Annotated in this window: 14 protein-coding genes and 1 riboswitch; of the genes, 8 read left to right on the forward strand and 6 right to left on the reverse strand. The window is 64.9% G+C overall.

The features are described from left to right. The first annotated feature begins 115 nt into the window (after positions 1-115). Positions 116-988: an alpha/beta fold hydrolase gene (locus P6U25_RS32925; RefSeq protein ID WP_407148889.1), complete on the forward strand. Its 873-nt coding sequence runs from the start codon at positions 116-118 to the stop codon at positions 986-988. 131 nt (positions 989-1,119) lie between these two features. Here the strand turns inward: P6U25_RS32925 and metW are convergent, their stop codons facing one another. Next, the gene (gene metW / locus P6U25_RS32930) at positions 1,120-1,782 is read right to left on the reverse strand and encodes a methionine biosynthesis protein MetW (protein WP_407148890.1); all 663 of its coding nucleotides are present in this window, start codon (positions 1,780-1,782) and stop codon (positions 1,120-1,122) included. Continuing rightward, complete coding sequence (locus tag P6U25_RS32935; protein WP_407148891.1) at positions 1,779-2,987, reverse strand: homoserine O-acetyltransferase; 1,209 nt, start codon at positions 2,985-2,987, stop codon at positions 1,779-1,781. The genes metW and P6U25_RS32935 overlap by 4 nt, the downstream gene beginning before the upstream one ends. 84 nt (positions 2,988-3,071) lie before the next feature. After that, a riboswitch (SAM riboswitch) is annotated at positions 3,072-3,151 on the reverse strand. A 164-nt stretch (positions 3,152-3,315) separates the two neighbouring features. On the opposite strand from P6U25_RS32935, the gene P6U25_RS32940 reads away from it, so the two are divergent. The 3 genes from P6U25_RS32940 to P6U25_RS32950 all read left to right on the forward strand — a co-directional run bounded on the left by P6U25_RS32940 (position 3,316) and on the right by P6U25_RS32950 (position 6,298). After that, positions 3,316-4,164 carry a chorismate mutase gene (locus P6U25_RS32940; protein ID WP_407148892.1) on the forward strand — a complete coding sequence of 283 codons (849 nt, stop codon included), beginning with the start codon at positions 3,316-3,318 and terminating at the stop codon, positions 4,162-4,164. An 87-nt stretch (positions 4,165-4,251) separates the two neighbouring features. After that, on the forward strand, positions 4,252-5,349 hold the full coding sequence (gene hisC / locus P6U25_RS32945) for a histidinol-phosphate transaminase (protein WP_407148893.1): 1,098 nt from the start codon (positions 4,252-4,254) through the stop codon (positions 5,347-5,349). Between the two features lie 7 nt (positions 5,350-5,356). Beyond that, positions 5,357-6,298, forward strand: a complete 942-nt coding sequence (locus P6U25_RS32950; RefSeq protein ID WP_407148894.1) for a prephenate/arogenate dehydrogenase family protein — start codon at positions 5,357-5,359, stop codon at positions 6,296-6,298. Positions 6,299-7,341: 1,043 nt separating this feature from the next. On the opposite strand, the gene P6U25_RS32955 is transcribed toward P6U25_RS32950, so the two are convergent. The 4 genes from P6U25_RS32955 to P6U25_RS32970 all read right to left on the reverse strand — a co-directional run bounded on the left by P6U25_RS32955 (position 7,342) and on the right by P6U25_RS32970 (position 12,394). After that, on the reverse strand, positions 7,342-8,493 hold the full coding sequence (locus tag P6U25_RS32955) for a peptidase M15 (protein WP_407148895.1): 1,152 nt from the start codon (positions 8,491-8,493) through the stop codon (positions 7,342-7,344). Between the two features lie 191 nt (positions 8,494-8,684). After that, positions 8,685-9,209 carry a hypothetical protein gene (locus tag P6U25_RS32960; RefSeq protein ID WP_407148896.1) on the reverse strand — a complete coding sequence of 175 codons (525 nt, stop codon included), beginning with the start codon at positions 9,207-9,209 and terminating at the stop codon, positions 8,685-8,687. A 12-nt stretch (positions 9,210-9,221) separates the two neighbouring features. Beyond that, a complete protein-coding gene (locus tag P6U25_RS32965) occupies positions 9,222-10,778 on the reverse strand; it encodes a hypothetical protein (RefSeq protein ID WP_407148897.1) in 1,557 nt (518 codons plus the stop codon). A gap of 428 nt (positions 10,779-11,206) precedes the next feature. Continuing rightward, positions 11,207-12,394, reverse strand: coding sequence for a DUF2125 domain-containing protein (locus P6U25_RS32970; protein ID WP_407148898.1), 1,188 nt, complete (start codon positions 12,392-12,394; stop codon positions 11,207-11,209). A 110-nt stretch (positions 12,395-12,504) separates the two neighbouring features. On the opposite strand from P6U25_RS32970, the gene P6U25_RS32975 reads away from it, so the two are divergent. From P6U25_RS32975 to P6U25_RS32990, 4 genes are all read left to right on the forward strand, one after another. Then, complete coding sequence (locus P6U25_RS32975) at positions 12,505-13,107, forward strand: gamma-glutamylcyclotransferase (RefSeq protein WP_407148899.1); 603 nt, start codon at positions 12,505-12,507, stop codon at positions 13,105-13,107. 265 nt (positions 13,108-13,372) lie between these two features. Next, entirely contained in the window at positions 13,373-16,663 is a 3,291-nt protein-coding gene (locus P6U25_RS32980; RefSeq protein WP_407148900.1) for an efflux RND transporter permease subunit, read from the forward strand. 57 nt (positions 16,664-16,720) lie between these two features. Then, positions 16,721-17,185, forward strand: a complete 465-nt coding sequence (locus P6U25_RS32985; protein ID WP_407148901.1) for a peroxiredoxin family protein — start codon at positions 16,721-16,723, stop codon at positions 17,183-17,185. 112 nt (positions 17,186-17,297) lie between these two features. Then, a complete protein-coding gene (locus tag P6U25_RS32990) occupies positions 17,298-18,779 on the forward strand; it encodes an aldehyde dehydrogenase (protein ID WP_407148902.1) in 1,482 nt (493 codons plus the stop codon). The last annotated feature ends 25 nt before the right edge of the window (positions 18,780-18,804 follow it).

Genomic DNA, 18,804 nt, shown 5'->3' on the forward strand with positions numbered 1-18,804 from the left:
ACGATTTCTAGCCCCTTCTTCGCGAATCTGATGACGAGCAAGAAGCTAGAACTGGCGCATTGCAGCTCGGGAAATTAATTGCAAATCTAGGGCCGCCCACGGGAAGGAAATTCAAATGCCGGCCGCTGTCACGAAAGATAATGTCCGTCTCCATTTCGAAGAGGCGGGCAGCGGGAGCCCGATCATTTTCCTGCATGAGTTCGCCGCGGATCACACCAATTGGGAGCCGCAGATGCGATATTTCTCGCGCGGCCACCGCTGCATCGCCTATTCCGCGCGCGGCTACACGCCGTCGGACGTGCCGCCGAACGCCGACGTCTATACGTACCGGCATTTCTATACCGACGCGCTTGCGGTGCTCGACCACCTCGGCATCGCCAAAGCGCATTTCGTCGGCCTTTCGATGGGCTCTTATTCGTCGCTGCAGGTCGCCCTCAACGCGCCGGAGCGCGCACTCTCGATGACGCTGGCCGCTGTCGGCTCCGGCTCCAGCCTGGAGAATCTCGACGCTTTCCGCGCGCAGTGCCGCGCCAATGCCGAGCAATATGAGGCGATCGGCTCGGTCGAGGTCGCGAAGGTCACGCGCGAGGCGCCGAGCCGGATTCCGTTTCTGCTGAAGGACCCGCGCGGGCATGCCGATTTCTACGCGGCGCTGGCCCGTCATGACGCCAAGGGATCGGCCAACACGATGCGCAGCTTCCAGGGCGGCCGCCCCTCGATCTACACCATGACGGAGGCGATCCAGCGCGTGCCGACGCCGGCACTGATCCTGTGCGGCGACGAGGACGACAATTGCATCGAACCCAGCATGTTCCTGAAGAAGCATCTGCCGGCGGCTGGCCTCGCCTTCTTTCCGAAGTCGGGCCACGTGCTCAATCTCGAGGAGCCCGCACTGTTCAACGAGATGGTTGAGCGCTTCATCGCGCTGGTCGAGGCCGGCCGCTGGCCGGTGCGCGATCCACGCTCGCTGGTGGCTGTATCGGTTTGACGGATCGTCATTGCGAGCCACCCGGTCGGCGCGGAGCGCCGCCGGATGACAGGCTCCGCGAAGCAATCCATTCGTCCGCACATGCGGAGAGATGGATTGCTTCGTCGCTTCGCTCCTCGCAATGACGGCAGCTATTTCACACCGCCCCGGCTCAGTAGGAACACGCCCTGCTCGCCGAACATGTTCCAGACCCACCAGGGCAGATTGAGCGGCACGGGACGGCCGTAGAGATCGAGCGCGACCGCGCGCTCCATCTTGACGTTGATCTCGTCGCAGAGCTGCACGAAGTCCTTGATGGTGCAGAAATGGATGTTGGCGGTGTCGTACCAGGTCGCCGGCAGGTTCTCGGTGCGCGGCATGTGGCCGCCGATCAGGAGCTGCAACCGCATCTTCCAGAACCCGAAATTCGGGAACGAGACGATCGCGCGATGACCGATGCGCAGCAGATTCTCCAGCACCACCTTCGGCTGCCGCGTCGCCTGCAGGGTCTGCGATAGGATCACGTAGTCGAAGGCGTCGTCGGGATAGTTGGCGAGGTCGGTGTCGGCGTCGCCCTGCACCACCGCGAGCCCCTTGGCGACGCAGCGGTTGACGCCCTCGCGCGACAGCTCGATGCCGCGGCCGTCGATGCCGCGGCTCTCCAGCAGCTCCAAGAGGTCGCCGTCGCCGCAGCCGACATCGAGCACGCGCGAACCCGAAGCCACCATGTCGGCAACCAGCAGATGGTCAGTGCGGAAGCTTCCGGTGCGCTCGTGCTCGACGCCGGGCAGCGGCAGGGTTTGCTGGATGCTCATGACTGGCCCTCGCCATCCTTAAGCCCGCGCGCCTTGCCCGCGGCCTGCAGAAAGGCGCGCGCGATGTCGAAGAATTCCGGCACGTCGAGCAGGAACGCGTCGTGGCCCTTGTCGGTCTCGATCTCGGCGAACGACACCCGCGCGCTCGAGGCATTCAGCGCGTGCACCAGCGCGCGCGACTCCGAGGTCGGGAACAGCCAGTCGCTGGCGAACGAGATAACGCAGAAGCGCGTCTTGATGCCGGTGAACGCCTTCGCCAGCACGCCGTTGTGGTCGGCGGCGACGTCGAAATAGTCCATCGCGCGCGTCAGATAAAGGTAGCTGTTTGCATCGAAGCGCTCAACGAAAGACGAGCCCTGGTATCGCAGATAGCTCTCGACCTGGAAATCAGCATCGAACGAGAAGGTCGGCAGCTCGCGATCCTGCATCCGCCGTCCGAACTTGCGATGCAGCGCGGCGTCCGAGAGATAGGTGATGTGCGCGGCCATCCGCGCCACCGCGAGCCCGCGATGCGGATGGGTGTCCTCATCGACATAGCGGCCGCCGCGCCAGTCCGGATCGGCCATCACGGCCTGCCGTCCGAGCTCGTGGAAGGCGATATTCTGCGCGGAGTGACGCGTCGCGCAGGCGATCGCGAGCGTCGAGAACACGCGCTCAGGATAAGCCGCGGCCCATTGCACCGCCTGCATGCCGCCCATCGAGCCGCCAACCACGCAGAACAGCGTCGTGATGCCGAGGTGATCGATCAGCATCGCCTGCGCGCGCACCATGTCGGGGATGGTGATGATCGGGAAATCCAGCCCCCACACCTTGCCGGTGGCGGGGTTGAAGGAAGCCGGCCCGGTTGAGCCCATGCAGCCGCCGATCACGTTGGAGCAGATAATGAAATACTTGCTCGGGTCGAGCGGCTTGCCGGCACCGACCATGGTCTCCCACCAGCCGGGCTTGCCGGTGACGGGATGGATATTGTTCACGTGCTGATCGCCGGTCAGCGCGTGGCAGACCAGGATCGCGTTGGAGCGGTCGGCGTTGAGCTCGCCGTAGGTCTGGTAGGCGATCTGGAACGGTGCGAGATCGACGCCGCAATCGAGCTTCAGCGGCTGGTCCATGCCGAACTTCGCCACCAACGACGACGGATGATCGGCCTCCTGGGCGCGATCATCGCTGTTGATCGAAGGGCTCGGTATCGGACGCACGTTGCTCATTTAGGCGACCCTGCCTCCGCGCGGGAGGCCTCGAACAGAAATCAGGCCATAAAAAACCCGGCCTGAACAAAGGTTCGGCCGGGAGCTGATCTGTCCCCGGCCTGTTTAGCGAGTTGTTTAACGTGGCTGCAAGCCGGCCGGCTCAAATGACCACGGAAGTCGAGGGAAACTAGTCTTTGGATCCCGCGTCGTCAAGATTGGCCTCGCCCGCCCCATGGTTAATCCCGGTCGCGCAAGGCACGCCTGCGACGTTTCTCTTTGCTTTCGGCGGCGGTCTTTCCTAATCAGGGACGTCGTCATCGGGCCGCCCGGATCACAAGGTTTTCAGATGTCCAACCCACCCCCGTCGCCGCCTTCGCTGCAGGATCTGCGCAAGGAAATCGACGCCATCGACGAGCAAGTCCATCGTCTGCTGATGGCGCGCGGTGACATCATCGACCGCCTGATCCAGGTCAAGAAGACCCAGGAGGTCGGCTCGGCCTTCCGTCCCGCACGCGAGGCCAGCATGATGCGCGAGCTGGTGAAGCGTCATCGCGGCATCCTGCCGCTCGACACCATCGAAAGCATCTGGCGCGTCATCATCTCGACCTTCACCTATGTGCAGGCACCGTTCTCGGTGCATGCCGATGTCTCGGTCGGCGAGTCCGCGATGCGGGATTCGGCGAGATTCCATTTCGGCTTCGTGGTGCCCTATGTCGCACATTTCAACGCGCAGGCCGCGGTCGACGCGGTGGCGAAATCGAAGGGCGACCTCGCGCTGGTCTCCGCGATCGCAAGCCGCACGCCGTGGTGGAACGCGCTCGAAGCCGATGGCGCGCCGAAGATCATCGCGCGGCTGCCGTTCCTCGAGCGCGCCGATCATCCGGCCGCACTGCCGGTGTTCCTGGTCTCGCGGGTCGCCGACGACGCCATGGTGACGGAAGTCCAAATGTGGAGCGTGCGCGTCTCCGGCTGGAACGCCGACGTCGCGCGCGCGCTGGCGCCGCTTGCGGAAATCGTCGCGGTGCCCGACACCGCCTTCGACGGCGCGGCGCTGCTGATCTCGGTCGCGGGACACGATTTCGAGGCGATCAAGTTTGCCCTGATCGAGGCCGGCGCCTCGGTCCGCTCGTCGGCCCTCGTCGGCAGCCACGCAACGCGCTATACGGTGCCTTCTGGCGGGCCGGCCAGAAGCTAGGCCGACCGCCTCCATGCTTGTTTTGACGCGTTTCCTTGCGCGAGCCGGTATCCACTTCGCGGGAAAACGCTCTGTCCGGAGTTGATGATGTCCCGCCCCGTGCCGAACCCCGGCATCCTCGATATTGCGCCCTACACGCCGGGCAAGAGCCCGGTGCCGGAACCGGGGCGCAAGGTGTTCAAATTGTCGGCCAACGAGACGCCGTTCGGCCCGTCGCCGAAGGCGATCGCGGCCTACAAGCAGGCGGCCGACCATCTCGAGGATTATCCGGAGGGCTCCTCGCGCGTGCTGCGCGAAGCGATCGGCCGCACCTACGGCCTCGATCCCGACCGCATCATCTGCGGCGCCGGCTCCGATGAGATCCTCAATCTGTTGGCGCACACCTATCTCGCACAAGGTGATGAGGCGATCTCGACCACCCACGGCTTCCTGGTCTACCCGATCGCGACCATGGCGAACGGCGCGAAGAACGTCATCGCCGCCGAGAGCAATTTCACCGCCGATGTCGACGCCATCCTCAAGGCGGTGACGCCGAAGACCAAGCTGGTCTGGCTCGCCAACCCGAACAACCCGACCGGCACCTATCTGCCGTTCGACGAGGTCAAGCGCCTGCGCGCCGCCTTGCCGTCGCAAGTGCTGCTGGTGCTCGACGCCGCCTATGCCGACTACGTCTCGCGCAACGATTACGAGCTCGGCATCGAGCTCGTCGCTACCACCGACAACACGGTGGTCACCCACACCTTCTCGAAGATTCATGGACTCGCCGCGCTGCGCGTGGGCTGGATGTTCGGACCGGCGCATATCGTCGATGCCTGCAACCGCATCCGTGGTCCGTTCAACGTCGCGACGCCGGCGATGCTGGCGGCCGCGGCGGCGATCGAGGACTCCGCGCATGTCCAGATGTCGAAGACGCACACCGAGCAGTGGCGCAACTGGCTGACCGAGGAGATCGGCAAGCTCGGGCTCAAGGTGACGCCGAGCGTCGCGAACTTCGTGCTGATCCACTTCCCGACCGACAAGGGAAAGACCGCGGCGGAAGCCGACGCCTTTCTCACCAAACGCGGCCTCGTGCTGCGCGCACTGAACAATTACAAGCTGCCGCATGCGCTGCGTATGACCATCGGCACCGAGGAAGCCAACCGCCTCGTGGTCGCGGCCCTGCGCGACTTCATGGCTGGAAAGTGAGCCCAACGTGACCTCTGCTCCGCTCTTCAAACGCCTCGCGCTGATCGGCTTCGGCCTGATCGGCGGCTCGATCGCGCGCGCCGCCCGCGCGCAGGGCCTGGTCGACGAGATCGTCACCACCGCGCGCTCGGAGAAGACGCGCGCGCGCGTCGTCGAACTCGGCATCGTCGACCAGGTCGTGGCGACCAATGTCGAGGCAGTAAAGGATGCCGATCTCGTCATCCTCTGCATCCCCGTCGGGGCCTGCGGTCCGGTCGCGGCCGAGATCGCGGCTCACCTCAAGCCGGGCGCCATCATCTCCGACGTCGGCTCGGTGAAAGGCGCGGTCGTCAAGGACATGGCGCCGCACCTGCCCGATGCCGTGCACTTCGTGCCGGCGCATCCGGTCGCCGGTACCGAACATTCCGGACCGGATTCCGGTTTCGCTGAGCTCTTCATCAACCGCTGGTGCATCCTGACGCCGCCCGATGGCATCGATCCCGCCGCGACGGATCGGCTGCGCGCCTTCTGGGCCGCGCTCGGTGCCAAGGTCGAGATCATGACGCCGGACCATCATGATCTCGTGCTCGCGATCACCAGCCATCTGCCGCATCTGATCGCCTACACCATCGTCGGCACCGCCGACGAGCTGGCGCAGGTGACGGAATCCGAGGTGATCAAGTTCTCGGCCGGCGGCTTCCGCGACTTTACCCGCATCGCGGCCTCGGATCCGACGATGTGGCGCGACGTGTTCCTCGCCAACAAGGAGGCCGTGCTGGAGATGCTCGGCACCTTCAACGAGGACCTGTCGAAGCTCACCCGAGCGATCCGCCGCGGCGACGGCGAGGCGCTGTTCGACCACTTTACCCGCACCCGCGCGATCCGCCGCGGCATCGTCGAGATCGGCCAAGACTCCGCCGCCGCCGACTTCGGCCGGCCACATGCGAATCTGGGGAAGAAGACAGAGTAAAGTGCAGCGCACTCGGTATCGTCCCGGAGAAAGCACGGACTCATACCGCGCGGCGGACTCTGCGTTCGTCGTCCTGCGAAAGCCAGGACGACGCCAGGGATAGTTCTCGTCCGTTGTCTCACGCCGTTATTGCGAGGAGCCAACGGGTCGCGCGAGCGTGCGCCCGATGACAGGCTCCGCGAAGAAGCAATCCATCCTTCCGCGCTTGCCGCGCGATGGACTGCTTCCGCCTTTGCCAAGGCTTCGGCGGACAAGCCGCTTCGCTCGCAATGACCGGGCCGCCACTCCCCCCCCCCGTGGTCATCCCCCGCGCATGCGGGGGATCCAGTACGCTGCGGCCTCTCGGATCAATCACTGCGGCCTCTGGAATACTGGATCGCCCGCCTTCGCGGGCGATGACAGTTGTTGAGATATGGCATTGCATTCTCGCGACATGAATTGTCCGAGCTTTGCATCTCGTTCCCGCCCTCTTCGAGCAGAGGGCGCAGGGAAAGCCGGGTGCCGATCGCACCCATGGGCCCGGTGCAATAAAAGTAGCACCGGGGGTAGGACCACAGGTGTAACCGGAAACACTCCGGCTTTCCCTGCGCGATGGGTTACGGCTTATACGTGCTCGCCCCGGCGAGACTGGGCTTGGTTGTCACCGCCGTTGCAAGACGCAATTGCGTCTTGCAACAGGACACCTGCCACTAGGGCGTCAGGCCTGCACGACTTCGCCGTCCGCCTCGCATGCGCTCGTCAGTCACACGCTCGGCGTCCACCGCATCTCGACCCGGCACTCGTGACGATCGCGAAGCGCCCCTCAGGCGGGTGAGACGGACTGTTCATACACTGAGTTGCACTTCTTGAAAACCGAAATATTTTTGCATGAGGGTCTTGCGCCGTCGGGCAACTCAGTGATTGGCATGTGAGGAAGGCACCGGCAGGCGGGTTCCCCCTCTCCTCATGTCCGCCGAAGCCTGGCGAAGGCGGATGCGAGAGAGGCAGCCGAGCAGCGTGCTCACCTCACCGTCGCCTCGCCTGTCGGGTCATCGCGATCGCAGTCAGATCGTTCTCACCCTCGACGACTTTGCGGTTCTTGGACGTTTCACCTTGGCGTGACTGTCCCGGGCAGCGGAGCGGTTGCGCGCCTTCGTGTCCAGTGCCGCCTGTTGCGTTTTGGCGCCATGGTTGTGAGCGGCATATTCCTTGCCGTCGATCGGGGCCGTGTGCGGCGGATCCCGATCGAGATAGGGGCGCCCGACGCCGAACTCCCGTCCATGCGCGTCGATCCATTTCCAGAGTTTATCCGACGCCCGCCATCGCTCGTCGCGTGTCGCGCCGTCGACGCTGACAATGTCGGCCGCAAGCCCGTGGCCGTAGCCGCCGCGGAAGCTGCCGCCGTGGTAAGACCTGTCGCTGGCCGCCTTGAGGCCGCTTGCAATCGACTGCCGGTAGTCATCGCGGAATGCGCTGGTGATGCCGGGCGACAGGCCGGCCCGTTCCGCCGCGAGAAGCGCATGAAAGAGCTTCAGCTTGAAGGTTCGATCCATACCTCCGATGACGTAATCCGCCATGGGCATGGCGGCTCTCTGGGCCGCCTTCGCGTCCTTCCAGGTGAAATCCTCATCGACAAGCTTGATGAAGGTTCGGGTGACCTTCACCATTTTCTTCTTTTTCTTGACCATCACCGTCCGTTGTTCCGGCACCTTGATGGTGTCTTCCTTCGGCGTTCTTTGATAGAGCGCCCACAAATAGCGGTCGATGCAGACGTTCACGTCCCAGCACTCGTCGAGAACCTGACCCTCGATGGGCCCCACCGTCACCTTGGCCTCGCGAGGCTCCGGATCCGGCGTGTTCACGATCGGCGCCTGAGCGGGTTGGGTTTCCGGCGACAGCGCGGGATCGGTCAATCTGGCCTCTCCGCTGGTTTCCGGCTCCTGAGAGGTCGGCTCCGGGCTGACGGTCGCCACCATGTCCGATCCGCCAGCGGTCGCCACCTCGGCGACATCGCTCGCGGTGTTCGACCCGGCAGTTGCTGGTGACGCGGCGGGCGCGGCATCAGCGACGACGGGAAGGGCGCGGACCTCATCCATTGACGCGCCGATATTCTCGAGTCCCGCCGAACCGAACATCGCAAACCCGGCGACAATGCAACCAGGCAGAACGACTGTCCGGCACACCGCCGCCGCCCCGATTCCCCGCGCGTTCATCATCCCAGCCTCCAAAGGCTCCTCGGAGCCTGATTGCACAGCCAAGCATGTGACGAGGCCGTGATTGTCGGCTCAGGGAATGGTCGCGCAATGGCGAAAGAAGGTTAACGATCCAACTTTCCGGAGAATGTTGCCCGAATGCAACTCGCCTCAGCAGATGCTCGCTGCTGCGAAGCACGCCTCTTGGCGCGCTGCTAGCGCCGCACCGTCTTCGTAGCGTCGCGCGCCGATCCACGCGCGCCCGCCATCGCGGCGACCGTCCGCCCCAGGCGCTGGCGGCCGAGCAGCCCGGCGGTGGCGAGCATCGCCAGGCCACTGATCCACCAGGAGCCGATCATGAAGGCCCAGGTCCGCGACGGCGCCTCGTCGAAGATGATGCCATAGACCGACACCAGAGCGGCCATCGCCGCAAGGAACGTGCCGCTCGCGCTGAGGAGCTCGACCGCATCGAGCTTGCGCGCACGGATCGCCGCCGACCGCCGCGGCACATCGATCCCGAGATAGAACCCGACAGCGCCGATCAGAATCGTCATCGCAATGAAGGAGACCGTGTCGAACATCGCGACATGGCCCTTCGCAAGCTGAGCGGCAACGAAGGTCCCGCCCATGGCGCCGGCCATCGCCAAGCCGGCTCGCTGCAACAGATGCGCGGCCCGGCTGACCATCATCAACTCGCGCGCGAAGGCGGCTCTGTCTCCGGGTTTGCTTGCGATCCTCATCTACAGTCTCCTTTAGAAGGGGTAGTAGCGGAGCTGGGTCATGACGATGTGGTCGTCCGTCTTCGGCGCGCCGCCGACGCCAGGGAACGCGAAGCGCTGGGTGTAGGAATATTGCGCGCCGGCCTTGATGGTGCCGTAGGAGCCCTTGAAGATCGTGTCGTAGAAGCCCGCGGTGTACTGCCTGACTTCGGAGGTGTTGCCGTTGCAGGTCGCCGCCGGCGAGTTCTCGATGTTGCAGCCGAGATTGTTGTAGAGCGGATTGCCGTAGCCGAACGGCACGGTGCCGACATCGGAGAACGTCGCCTTGGTCTTCTCCAGGCCGGCATAGGCGTAGAGATCGAGCGACGGCGTCGTGTGCCAGACGGTGCCGACCAGGAATGCCGTGATCGGCAATGGCTGGATCGAGCCGTCCTGCCGCACTGTGACATCAGGGAATGGCGTCGCCGTGAAGCGGCCGAGCGCGCCGTAGGAGGCCGAGGCTTGCACCTCCAGCGTCCTCGGCACGATCTCGGCCGAGATGTGCCCGCCAAAGCTCGCAGTGTTGACGTCATGATTGGCGAAATTGAAGCGATCGTAGAAATCGCGATACAACGCCCAGCCCTCGAGATGCAGCTTGTAGGGCCCGAGCCGCGGATCCCACGCGGCCTTCACGGTGATATCGGGAACGTGGTTGAGGCTGACATTGTTCAGGCTGTTGAAGAAGCTGCCGCCCGGGCCGGTCAGGTTCACCAGCAGGTTCGGATTGAGCACGCCTTGCGGCCCGACCGCGGGCGTGCCGACCAATGGCGTATTGCCGCCGAAGAACGAGGTCTGCGGATTTTCCGCCGAGATTGCCAGCTTGAGCTCGGGCCCGAGATCCTGCCAGACACGGATGCCCGGCTGCCGCGCGCCGAGGAAGCCCGGCACCAGTTCGAAATCGATCACGCCGGGCGTATCGGCCGCGCGCGGATCGATGCCCGCCTTGCTCGGCGTGTTCAGCGACCAGCTCTGGCCGGCGAGCACATGCAGGCCGAGATCGGTGCGATCGATCTCGATGCTCGCCTGCCGCAGCCGCGGATTGAACGAGTTGGTGGCGACCGAATTGGCGGTCTGCGCCGCGCCCTCAAAGTCGATCTCGCCATAGCCGGCGACATGGACGTCCGCCGTCGCATTGGCTTCGGCGAGCACGGAGAAACGGGTCTGGCGCGCGGTGAAGCGCGCTTCGTCGGTGTTGAAGTTCTTGCTCTGCGGGAACGGAATGAAGTTGTAGATCGAGCCGCTGTCAGAGGCGAGATTGCGGCTGCGATAGATGCCGGTGAGATCGATCCAGCCGCCGAAGGTGAAGGTGACGCCCTTGTAGCAGAGCTTGCCCGGCACACAGGGATCGAACGGCGACGGCGCCTTGGTCGCGACCTGCGTGTCCGCCCGCGCAGCCAGCGCCACCTGCCGGCGCGCCTGCTGCTCCATGCGCTGCTCGAGCTGCTTCAGCCGTGCCTTCAACGCACGCAGCTCGGACGCGTCATCGTCAGCCCATGCCGGACCGGCCACCACCAGAATGCCGCCGAGCAAAATCCCCCCAAGTCCTTTCATGTGCTCCCTCCCACGCGAGGATGTTTCCTCAGGCTGGAGAGAGCGGCGCTCGACTGCGGATATTCGCAACGAGACGCGATATTCCGATCACGTTTTTCTCATTGCCCGCTTGGGAATGTTTCGCCGTGATCGGCGATATCGCGCGCGCGAGGGCACCGTCCATCGGACCTGCTGACGTGCGAAGCCGAGGAATGATTGAATCGACTCGCTTGGCTCTATCCGCGTCATTGCGAGCGAAAGCGAAGCAATCCATTGCCGACCAAGCGGAAAGATGGATTGCTTCCGCCTTCGCCAAGCCTTCGGTGGACAAGTCGTCTCTTCAGCGCAAATTGCTTCGCAATTTTGTCGCGAGCTCCTCGCAATGACGGAGCTGCATATCTTCACAGCCTGCCGGGATGAAAGGCTATGTCGCCTGTGATGCAGTCACATCAGAACAGCGGCGGAATCTGCGCGACCTTCAGCGGCCCCAGAAACACTGCACCGTCGGCGAAGCGCAGCGGGAAGCTGCGCGCCTTCTTGCCCTCGAGCATGGCTTCGGTGCCGAGCGAATTGATGCCGGCGGTGATGCCGGCATTGGCGTTCTGCTTGATCACCTTGCCGAGACCGGGAATGGCGCGATCGAGCGCGCCGAGCAGATTGCTGAGATCCTGGCTCTTCACACCCGGCGCGACGCGATCGAGCGTTGACTGCGGCACGCCGTCGTCCAGCATCTTGTCGATGCCGAGCGCCGGGATGACGCGCTCGAGGCCGGCGACGGTCATCTGTAGCTCACCCTCGATGCGGCCCTGCGCGTTGAGGCGCAGCGTGCCTGCGGCGACCGAGAGAACGTCGCCCTGCTCGATCCGCGACTGCATGATCTCGACGCTGCCGCCGGCGGCCTGAAGCTCGCGGAAACGATCCGGCCACGGCTTCGGCGAAAGGTCCTTCAGCCCGTTCAGCCGCGCATGGATATCGGCGTTGAACGGCTGGGTCAGCAAGGGATGGACGTCCTGCAGGGTCCCGTTCGAGATCTGCAACACGGTCTCGACCGCCGGGCTGTCCGGGGTCGGCCCTTCGACCTGCCGGCCGTGCAGTTCGACATGACCCACGCGCGCCAGCGGCACCGCCGTCGCGCCGCCGATGCGATCGACGGCGAGATCGTCGAACACCAGCGAGGCGCGCTGCGGCACCGCCGGCAGCCCGACCACGCTGCTGCGCCCCTTGCTCCAGTCGATCGACAGCGACGGCGACGCGCCGTGTTCACCCAACGTTGCCGGCCCCTTGAATTCCGCGATCACAAGCCTGGGATCGTAGATCTGCGCGACGACCAGGATCTCGGCGAGCCGTGCGACGAACGAGGTTTGCGGCGAGGCGGTCTGCGAGACCAGCATCACGCTCGGATCAGCACAGCGGATTTCCAGCCGGAACGGGTAACCGGCCACCGACCGTTTGCCGCAGTCATAGACCCGGCCAGCCTTCGCCTCCTGCGCGCGCCAGGCATCGGCCTGCACCCCGACCTGCGAGGCGGCATAGAACCAGAACCCGCTCCACGCCACCGCGGCAACGAGGACCAGGGCAGGCACGATGTAAAGGCCAAAACGCGAGCGCCGGCGCGGCACGGAGGTCTTGTCGGACATATCGGGTCCTTTGGCGGGCGAATTTGTCAAAATCTAAGCGGCGGCAAGCCGCGGAAACATCGCGGAATTTGCTTCGCCTCGGCGATTCGTTCTGCTAGCCCATCGACGCCATGGCAGCAAATCATCCCTCATCATCCGGCCCGGCTGACGGCGACCTCTGGGTGTTCGGCTACGGCTCGCTGATGTGGAAGCCGGGCTTTGCCTTCATCGAGCAGCTTCCAGCCCGGCTGATCGGCGAGCACCGCGCGCTCTGCGTCTACTCCTTCGACCACCGCGGGACGCCGGAAAAGCCCGGTCTGGTGCTGGGACTCGACCGCGGCGGCGCCTGCCGGGGCATCGCGTTCCGTGTCGCCGCCCACCTGCGCCACGACACCATCGCTTACCTGCGCGCGCGCGAGCAGACCACCAATGTCTATCGCGAGGTGATGCGCTCGGTGTGGCTCGAGAACGAGGCGCGACAACGAGTCAGCGCGCTGGCCTATGTGGTCGATCGCGGCCACGTGCAGTACGCCGGACGCCTGTCGCTGACAGAGCAATTGCGCCTCGTGCAGCAGGGCCACGGCCGCTCCGGCAACAATCGCGATTATGTGCTCTCGACCGTGGCCTCGATCGAGAAGCAGGGCTTTCGCGACGCGCAGCTCCACCAGCTTGCAGTGATGCTGCACGACGCGCATCCGGCCCATCACCCGCTGCTGGATACGAGAGAAGCATAAGGTGGGTTGGCGCAAGCGTAACCCACGTCTTCCTCGCACCGGACATCGGTGGGTTACGCTTCGCTCCGCCCACCCTCCAAACTGGCCGTGATGCCCATATCGCGGCGTTGTGCGTTTATTCCAACGATTGCTCGTGATCCCGGCGCAGCTCCTCGCAGCAACGAAATCGCGGCGGACGTGTGGCGGTCCCCCGTGAGATTTGGGCTTTTGTATCTCGTCGCGGACGGATAGAAGCTCATCCGCAACGACGCCGATCGTGAATTCGATGAATCTCTCCGCCCCCTTTGTCCGCCGTCCAGTGGCCACCACGCTGCTGTCGCTGGGACTCGTGGTGGCAGGCGTCATCGGCTTCTTCAAGCTGCCGGTCTCGCCGCTGCCCGATGTCGACATTCCGACCATCATGGTGCAGGCGACTCTGCCCGGCGCCAGCCCCGCTGACGTCGCCGCCACCGTCGCAAGCCCGCTCGAGCGCCATCTCGGCCAGATCGCCAGCGTCACCGAAATGACGTCCGCGAGTTCGCTCGGTTCCGCCCGCATCACGCTGCAGTTCGACATCGACCGCGACATCAACGGCGCCGCGCGCGATGTGCAGGCCGCCATCAACGCTGCACGCGCCGACCTGCCGACCAACCTGCGCGCCAATCCCACCTACCGCAAGTTCAACCCGGCCTCGGCGCCGATCCTGATCTACACGCTGACGTCGGATACACTGACGCCGGCCCAGCTCTATGATGCCGCCTCGACCGTGCTGGCCCAGAAGCTGTCGCAGGTCGAGGGCGTCGGCGAAGTCTCGGTCGGCGGCGGCTCGCTGCCGGCGGTGCGCGTCGAGCTGGTTCCGTCGACGCTCTACAAGTATGGCATCGGGCTGGAGGACGTTCGTGCCGCGCTCTCCAGCGCCAACGCCCACAGCCCGAAGGGCGGCATCGACGTCGGCACGCGGCGCTACCAGATCTACGCCAACGACCAGTCCCGAAAGGCCGATGACTATAAGCCGCTGGTCGTCGCCTATCGCAACGGCGCGGCGGTGCGCCTGACCGATGTCGGTGACGTCATCGATTCCGTGGAGAACGTTCGCACGCTCGGCCTGTCCAATGGCAAGCCGGCGATCGTGATGATCGTGTACCGGCAGCCCGGCGCCAACATCATCAAGATGGTCGATCAGGTGAAGAACCTGATGCCGCAGCTCAAGGCCTCGGTCTCGCCGGCCATCGACATCACGCTTGCGGTCGACCGCTCGAAGACCATCCGTGCCTCGCTGCACGACGTCGAGATCACGCTCCTGATTGCCGTCGCCCTGGTGATCCTGGTCGTGTTCGCGTTCCTGCGCAACGCGCGCGCGACGCTGGTGCCGGTGGTCGCGGTCGGCGTGTCGCTGATTGCGACCTTCGCGGTGATGTATATGTTGGGATACACTCTCGACATCTTCTCGCTGATGGCGCTGACGGTGGCGACCGGCTTCGTGGTGGACGACGCCATCGTCGTGCTGGAAAACATTACCCGCCACATGGATGCCGGGATGTCGCGGCTGGAGGCGACGCTGCAGGGCACCCGCGAGGTCGGATTCACCGTGCTGTCGATGAGCGTGTCGCTGATCGCGGTGTTCGTGCCGATCCTGCTGATGGGCGGCCTGGTCGGGCGTCTGTTCCGCGAATTCGCCATGACGATCACGATCGCGATTCTGATCTCGCTGGTGATCTCGCTGACCACGACGCCGATGATGTGCTCGGTGCTGTTGCGCACCGAGCAGGGCCAGCGGCACGGGCGGCTCTACCGGGTCTGCGAGCGCGCCTTCGAGCTGATGCTGAGCGGCTACCGGTGGACGCTGGCGATCGCATTGCGCCACCCTGTGCTGGTGATGCTGATCCTGGGCACGACCCTCTACCTGAACTTCCACCTCTACGGCGTCGTGCCGAAGGGCTTCGTCCCGCAACAGGATACCGGGCTGCTGATCGGCTCGATCCAGGCCGACCAGAGCACCTCGTTTCAGTTGATGCGGCAGAAGCTGACGCAGTTCATCGGCATCGTCAAAAGCGATCCCGCGGTCGATACCGCCGTCGGCTTCACCGGCGGCGGCGCGGGCCCGGGCGGCGGAACCAACACCGGCACGGTGTTCGCGTCGCTGAAGCCGATGAGCGAACGCAAGATGCGCGCCGATCAGGTGATCGAGCGGCTGCGCGAGAGATTGTCGGAGGTCGCGGGTGCCACCCTGTTCCTGCAATCGATCGGCGATCTCGGCGCCGGCGGGCGGTCGGGCAACGCGGCGTATCAATACACGCTGCAGGGCTCGACCTTCGCGGAGCTCAATGAATGGACACCCAAACTCGTCGCAGCGCTGCAGAAGGAACCGACGCTCGCCGACGTCAACAGCGACCAGCAGAACAAGGCCCTGCAATCCAACCTGATCATCGATCGCGATGCCGCCGCCCGCCTCGGGATCACGGTCAGCCAGCTCGACAACACGCTCTACGACGCCTTCGGGCAGCGCCAGGTCTCGACAATCTTCGTCGCGCGCAACCAGTATCACGTGATCATGGAGGTCGCGCCCGCCTACTCGCAGGACCCGGAGACCTTGAAGCAGGTCTATATCTCGACCTCCGGCGGGGCAGCGACGGGGTCACAGACCACCAACGCGGTGGCGGGAACGGTGGCCTCCTCCTCGCAGAAGAGCTCGGTCAGTTCGGTCGCGGCCAATGCGGTGCGCAATCTCGCCACCAACTCGATCGGCGCCACCGGCAAGGGCGCGTCATCGACCGGGACGGCGGTCAGCACCAGCCAGGAGACGATGATCCCGCTCGCCAGCGTCGCGCGGTTCGAGCAGGGCGAGACGCCGCTGGTCGTCAACCATCAGGATTTGCTGGTCGCCAGCACCATCTCCTTCAACCTGCCGCCGGGCGTCTCGCTGAGCGCGGCGACCACGACGATCGAGACGGCCATGAAGCAGATCGGCATGCCGGCAGGCATTCACGGCGCCTTCGCCGGCGCCGCCAAGATCTTCCAGCAGTCGCTGGCGAACGAGATCTATCTCATTCTGGCGGCGCTGGCGACGATCTACATCTCGCTCGGCATGCTCTATGAGAGCTACATCCATCCGCTCACCATTCTGTCCACCTTGCCCTCGGCCGGCGTCGGCGCGGTGGCCGCGCTGATGCTGTCGCACACCGAGTTCGACATCATCGCCATGATCGGGGTGATCCTCCTGATCGGTATTGTGAAGAAGAACGCGATCATGATGATCGACTTTGCGCTCGATGCCGAGCGCCAGCGCGGGCTGTCGTCGCGCGACGCGATCTACGAGGCCTGCCTGATGCGGTTCCGCCCCATCATGATGACGACGCTCGCCGCCCTGTTCGGCGCGGTGCCGCTGATGATCGGCCTCGGTGAAGGCAGCGAGCTGCGCCAGCCGCTCGGCATCGCGATCTTCGGCGGGCTGATCCTGAGCCAGATCCTGACGCTCTACACGACGCCGGTCGTTTATCTCTATCTCGATCGCGCCAGGCACTGGACCATGCGGCGACGGGCCGCGCGCCGGGCGCGTTCGAGCATGGCGGGTCGTTGACAGGCCGGTCCCGATATTGCCAACTTGCCATCGACCGCAAGTGCAGGGAACAAGGCTGTGGCAGTCGCGCCTGAAATCTCGGTGTCGCGCTGGTTCAACACCGGCGAGCCTCTGACCCTGGCCGGGCTGCGCGGCCGCCCGGTTCTGCTGCATGCATTCCAGATGCTGTGTCCCGGCTGCGTCGCGCACGGCACGCCGCAGACGCAGCGCGCCTTCGAGCTGTTCAAGCATTCCGACCTGCAGGTGATCGGCCTGCACACGGTGTTCGAGCACCACGCCGCCATGACGGCGGTGTCGCTGGAGGCCTTCATCCACGAATACCGGCTGACCTTCCCGATCGGCGTCGACGAGGCCGGAGACGGCACGCCGATCCCGGTCACCATGCAGCGCTACGGCATGCAGGGAACGCCGACCAGCATCCTGATCGGGCGCGACGGCAGCGTGGTGCATCACGGCTTCGGCCAGCAAAGCGATATGGCGCTCGGCGCCATCATTGCAGCGGAGCTTGCCGCGGCGCGTTGACGCTAGCGCCGGAGCCGGCCGCGCCGCTTCACGCGACTGCGTATGACGGTACAACGCAAGGCGTGATATCGTTTGTTTCAATCAACGGCAGATCGACACGCGGGAGGATATCGTGAAGACCTATCAGCTCTACATCAATGGCCAATATGTCGACCCCGCCAACGGCGAATGGTTCGAGACGATCGATCCCTATCGCGGCGAGGCGTGGGCGAAGATCCCGCGCGGCTCGGCCGCCGATGCCGACAAGGCCGTGAAGGCCGCCAATGAAGCGATGTGGCGCGGGCCGTGGTCGAAGATGACGGCGTCCGCCCGCGGCAAGGTGATGCGCAAGCTCGGCGATCTCGTCGCCGCGAATGCGGAGCGTCTCGCCGAGATCGAGGTGCGCGACAACGGCAAGCTGATGGCGGAGATGCTGGGCCAGCTCCGCTATCATCCGGAGTGGTGGTGGTACTACGGCGGGCTGGTCGACAAGCTCGAGGGCGGCTTGGTGCCGATCGACAAGCCGGAAACCTTCGCCTACACGACGCATGAGCCGGTCGGTGTCGTCGCAGCGCTCACCGCCTGGAATTCGCCGCTCTTGTTCGTCGCCTGGAAATGCGCCGCGGCGCTCGCCGCCGGCTGCGCCGTCATCGTCAAGCCGTCGGAATTCACCTCGGCCAGCACGCTGGAATTTGCCGCACTGACCAAGGAGGCCGGAATTCCCGACGGCATCTTCAACGTGGTGACCGGCTTCGGGCCCGAGATCGGCACCGAGCTGATTTCCCATCCCGGCGTCGCCAAGATCACCTTCACCGGGTCGGATACCACCGGCGCCAAAGTCTACGAGACCGCGGCGAAGAGCCTGAAGCGCGTCTCGCTCGAGCTCGGCGGCAAGTCGCCCAACATCGTGTTCGAGGATGCCGACCTGACCGCCGCTGCGGCCGGCGCCATCTCCGGTATCTTCGCCGCAACCGGCCAGACCTGTATCGCCGGCTCGCGCCTGTTGGTGCAGAGCTCGATCAAGGAGAAGTTCGTGGAGCGCGTGCTGGAGCTCGGCCGCTCCGCCAAGATCGGCGATCCGATGCGGCCAGACACCAATGTCGGCCCGATCACGACGCCGGCGCAATACAAGAAGGTGCTCGACTACATCGACATCGCGAAAGCCGAGGGCGCGCGCTGCCTGCTCGGCGGCAAGCCGGCGTCCGGCGCCGGCATCTCGGGCGGCCAGTTCGTCGAGCCGACCATCTTCACCGATGTCGACAACACGATGCGGATCGCGCGCGAGGAGGTGTTCGGACCGGTGCTGTCGATCATCTCTTTCGATACGGAGGAAGACGCCATCCGCATCGCCAACGACACGATCTACGGCCTTGCGGCGGGAATCTGGACCCGCGATCTCGCGCGCGCCATCCGCGTGCCGAAGCAGCTCCGCGCCGGCACCGTGTGGGTGAACACCTACCGCGCCATCAGCTACATGATGCCGTTCGGCGGCATGAAGCATTCCGGCGTCGGCCGCGAAAGCGGCATCGACGCGGTGCGCGAATATCAGGAAACCAAGAGCGTCTGGATTTCGACCGCGCAGGACGTGCCGGCGAACCCCTTCGTGATGCGGTGACCGTTATCTACGGCGCGCCGCATCG

This window comes from Bradyrhizobium sp. ORS 86 (assembly GCF_045571475.1).
GTDB lineage: Bacteria > Pseudomonadota > Alphaproteobacteria > Rhizobiales > Xanthobacteraceae > Bradyrhizobium.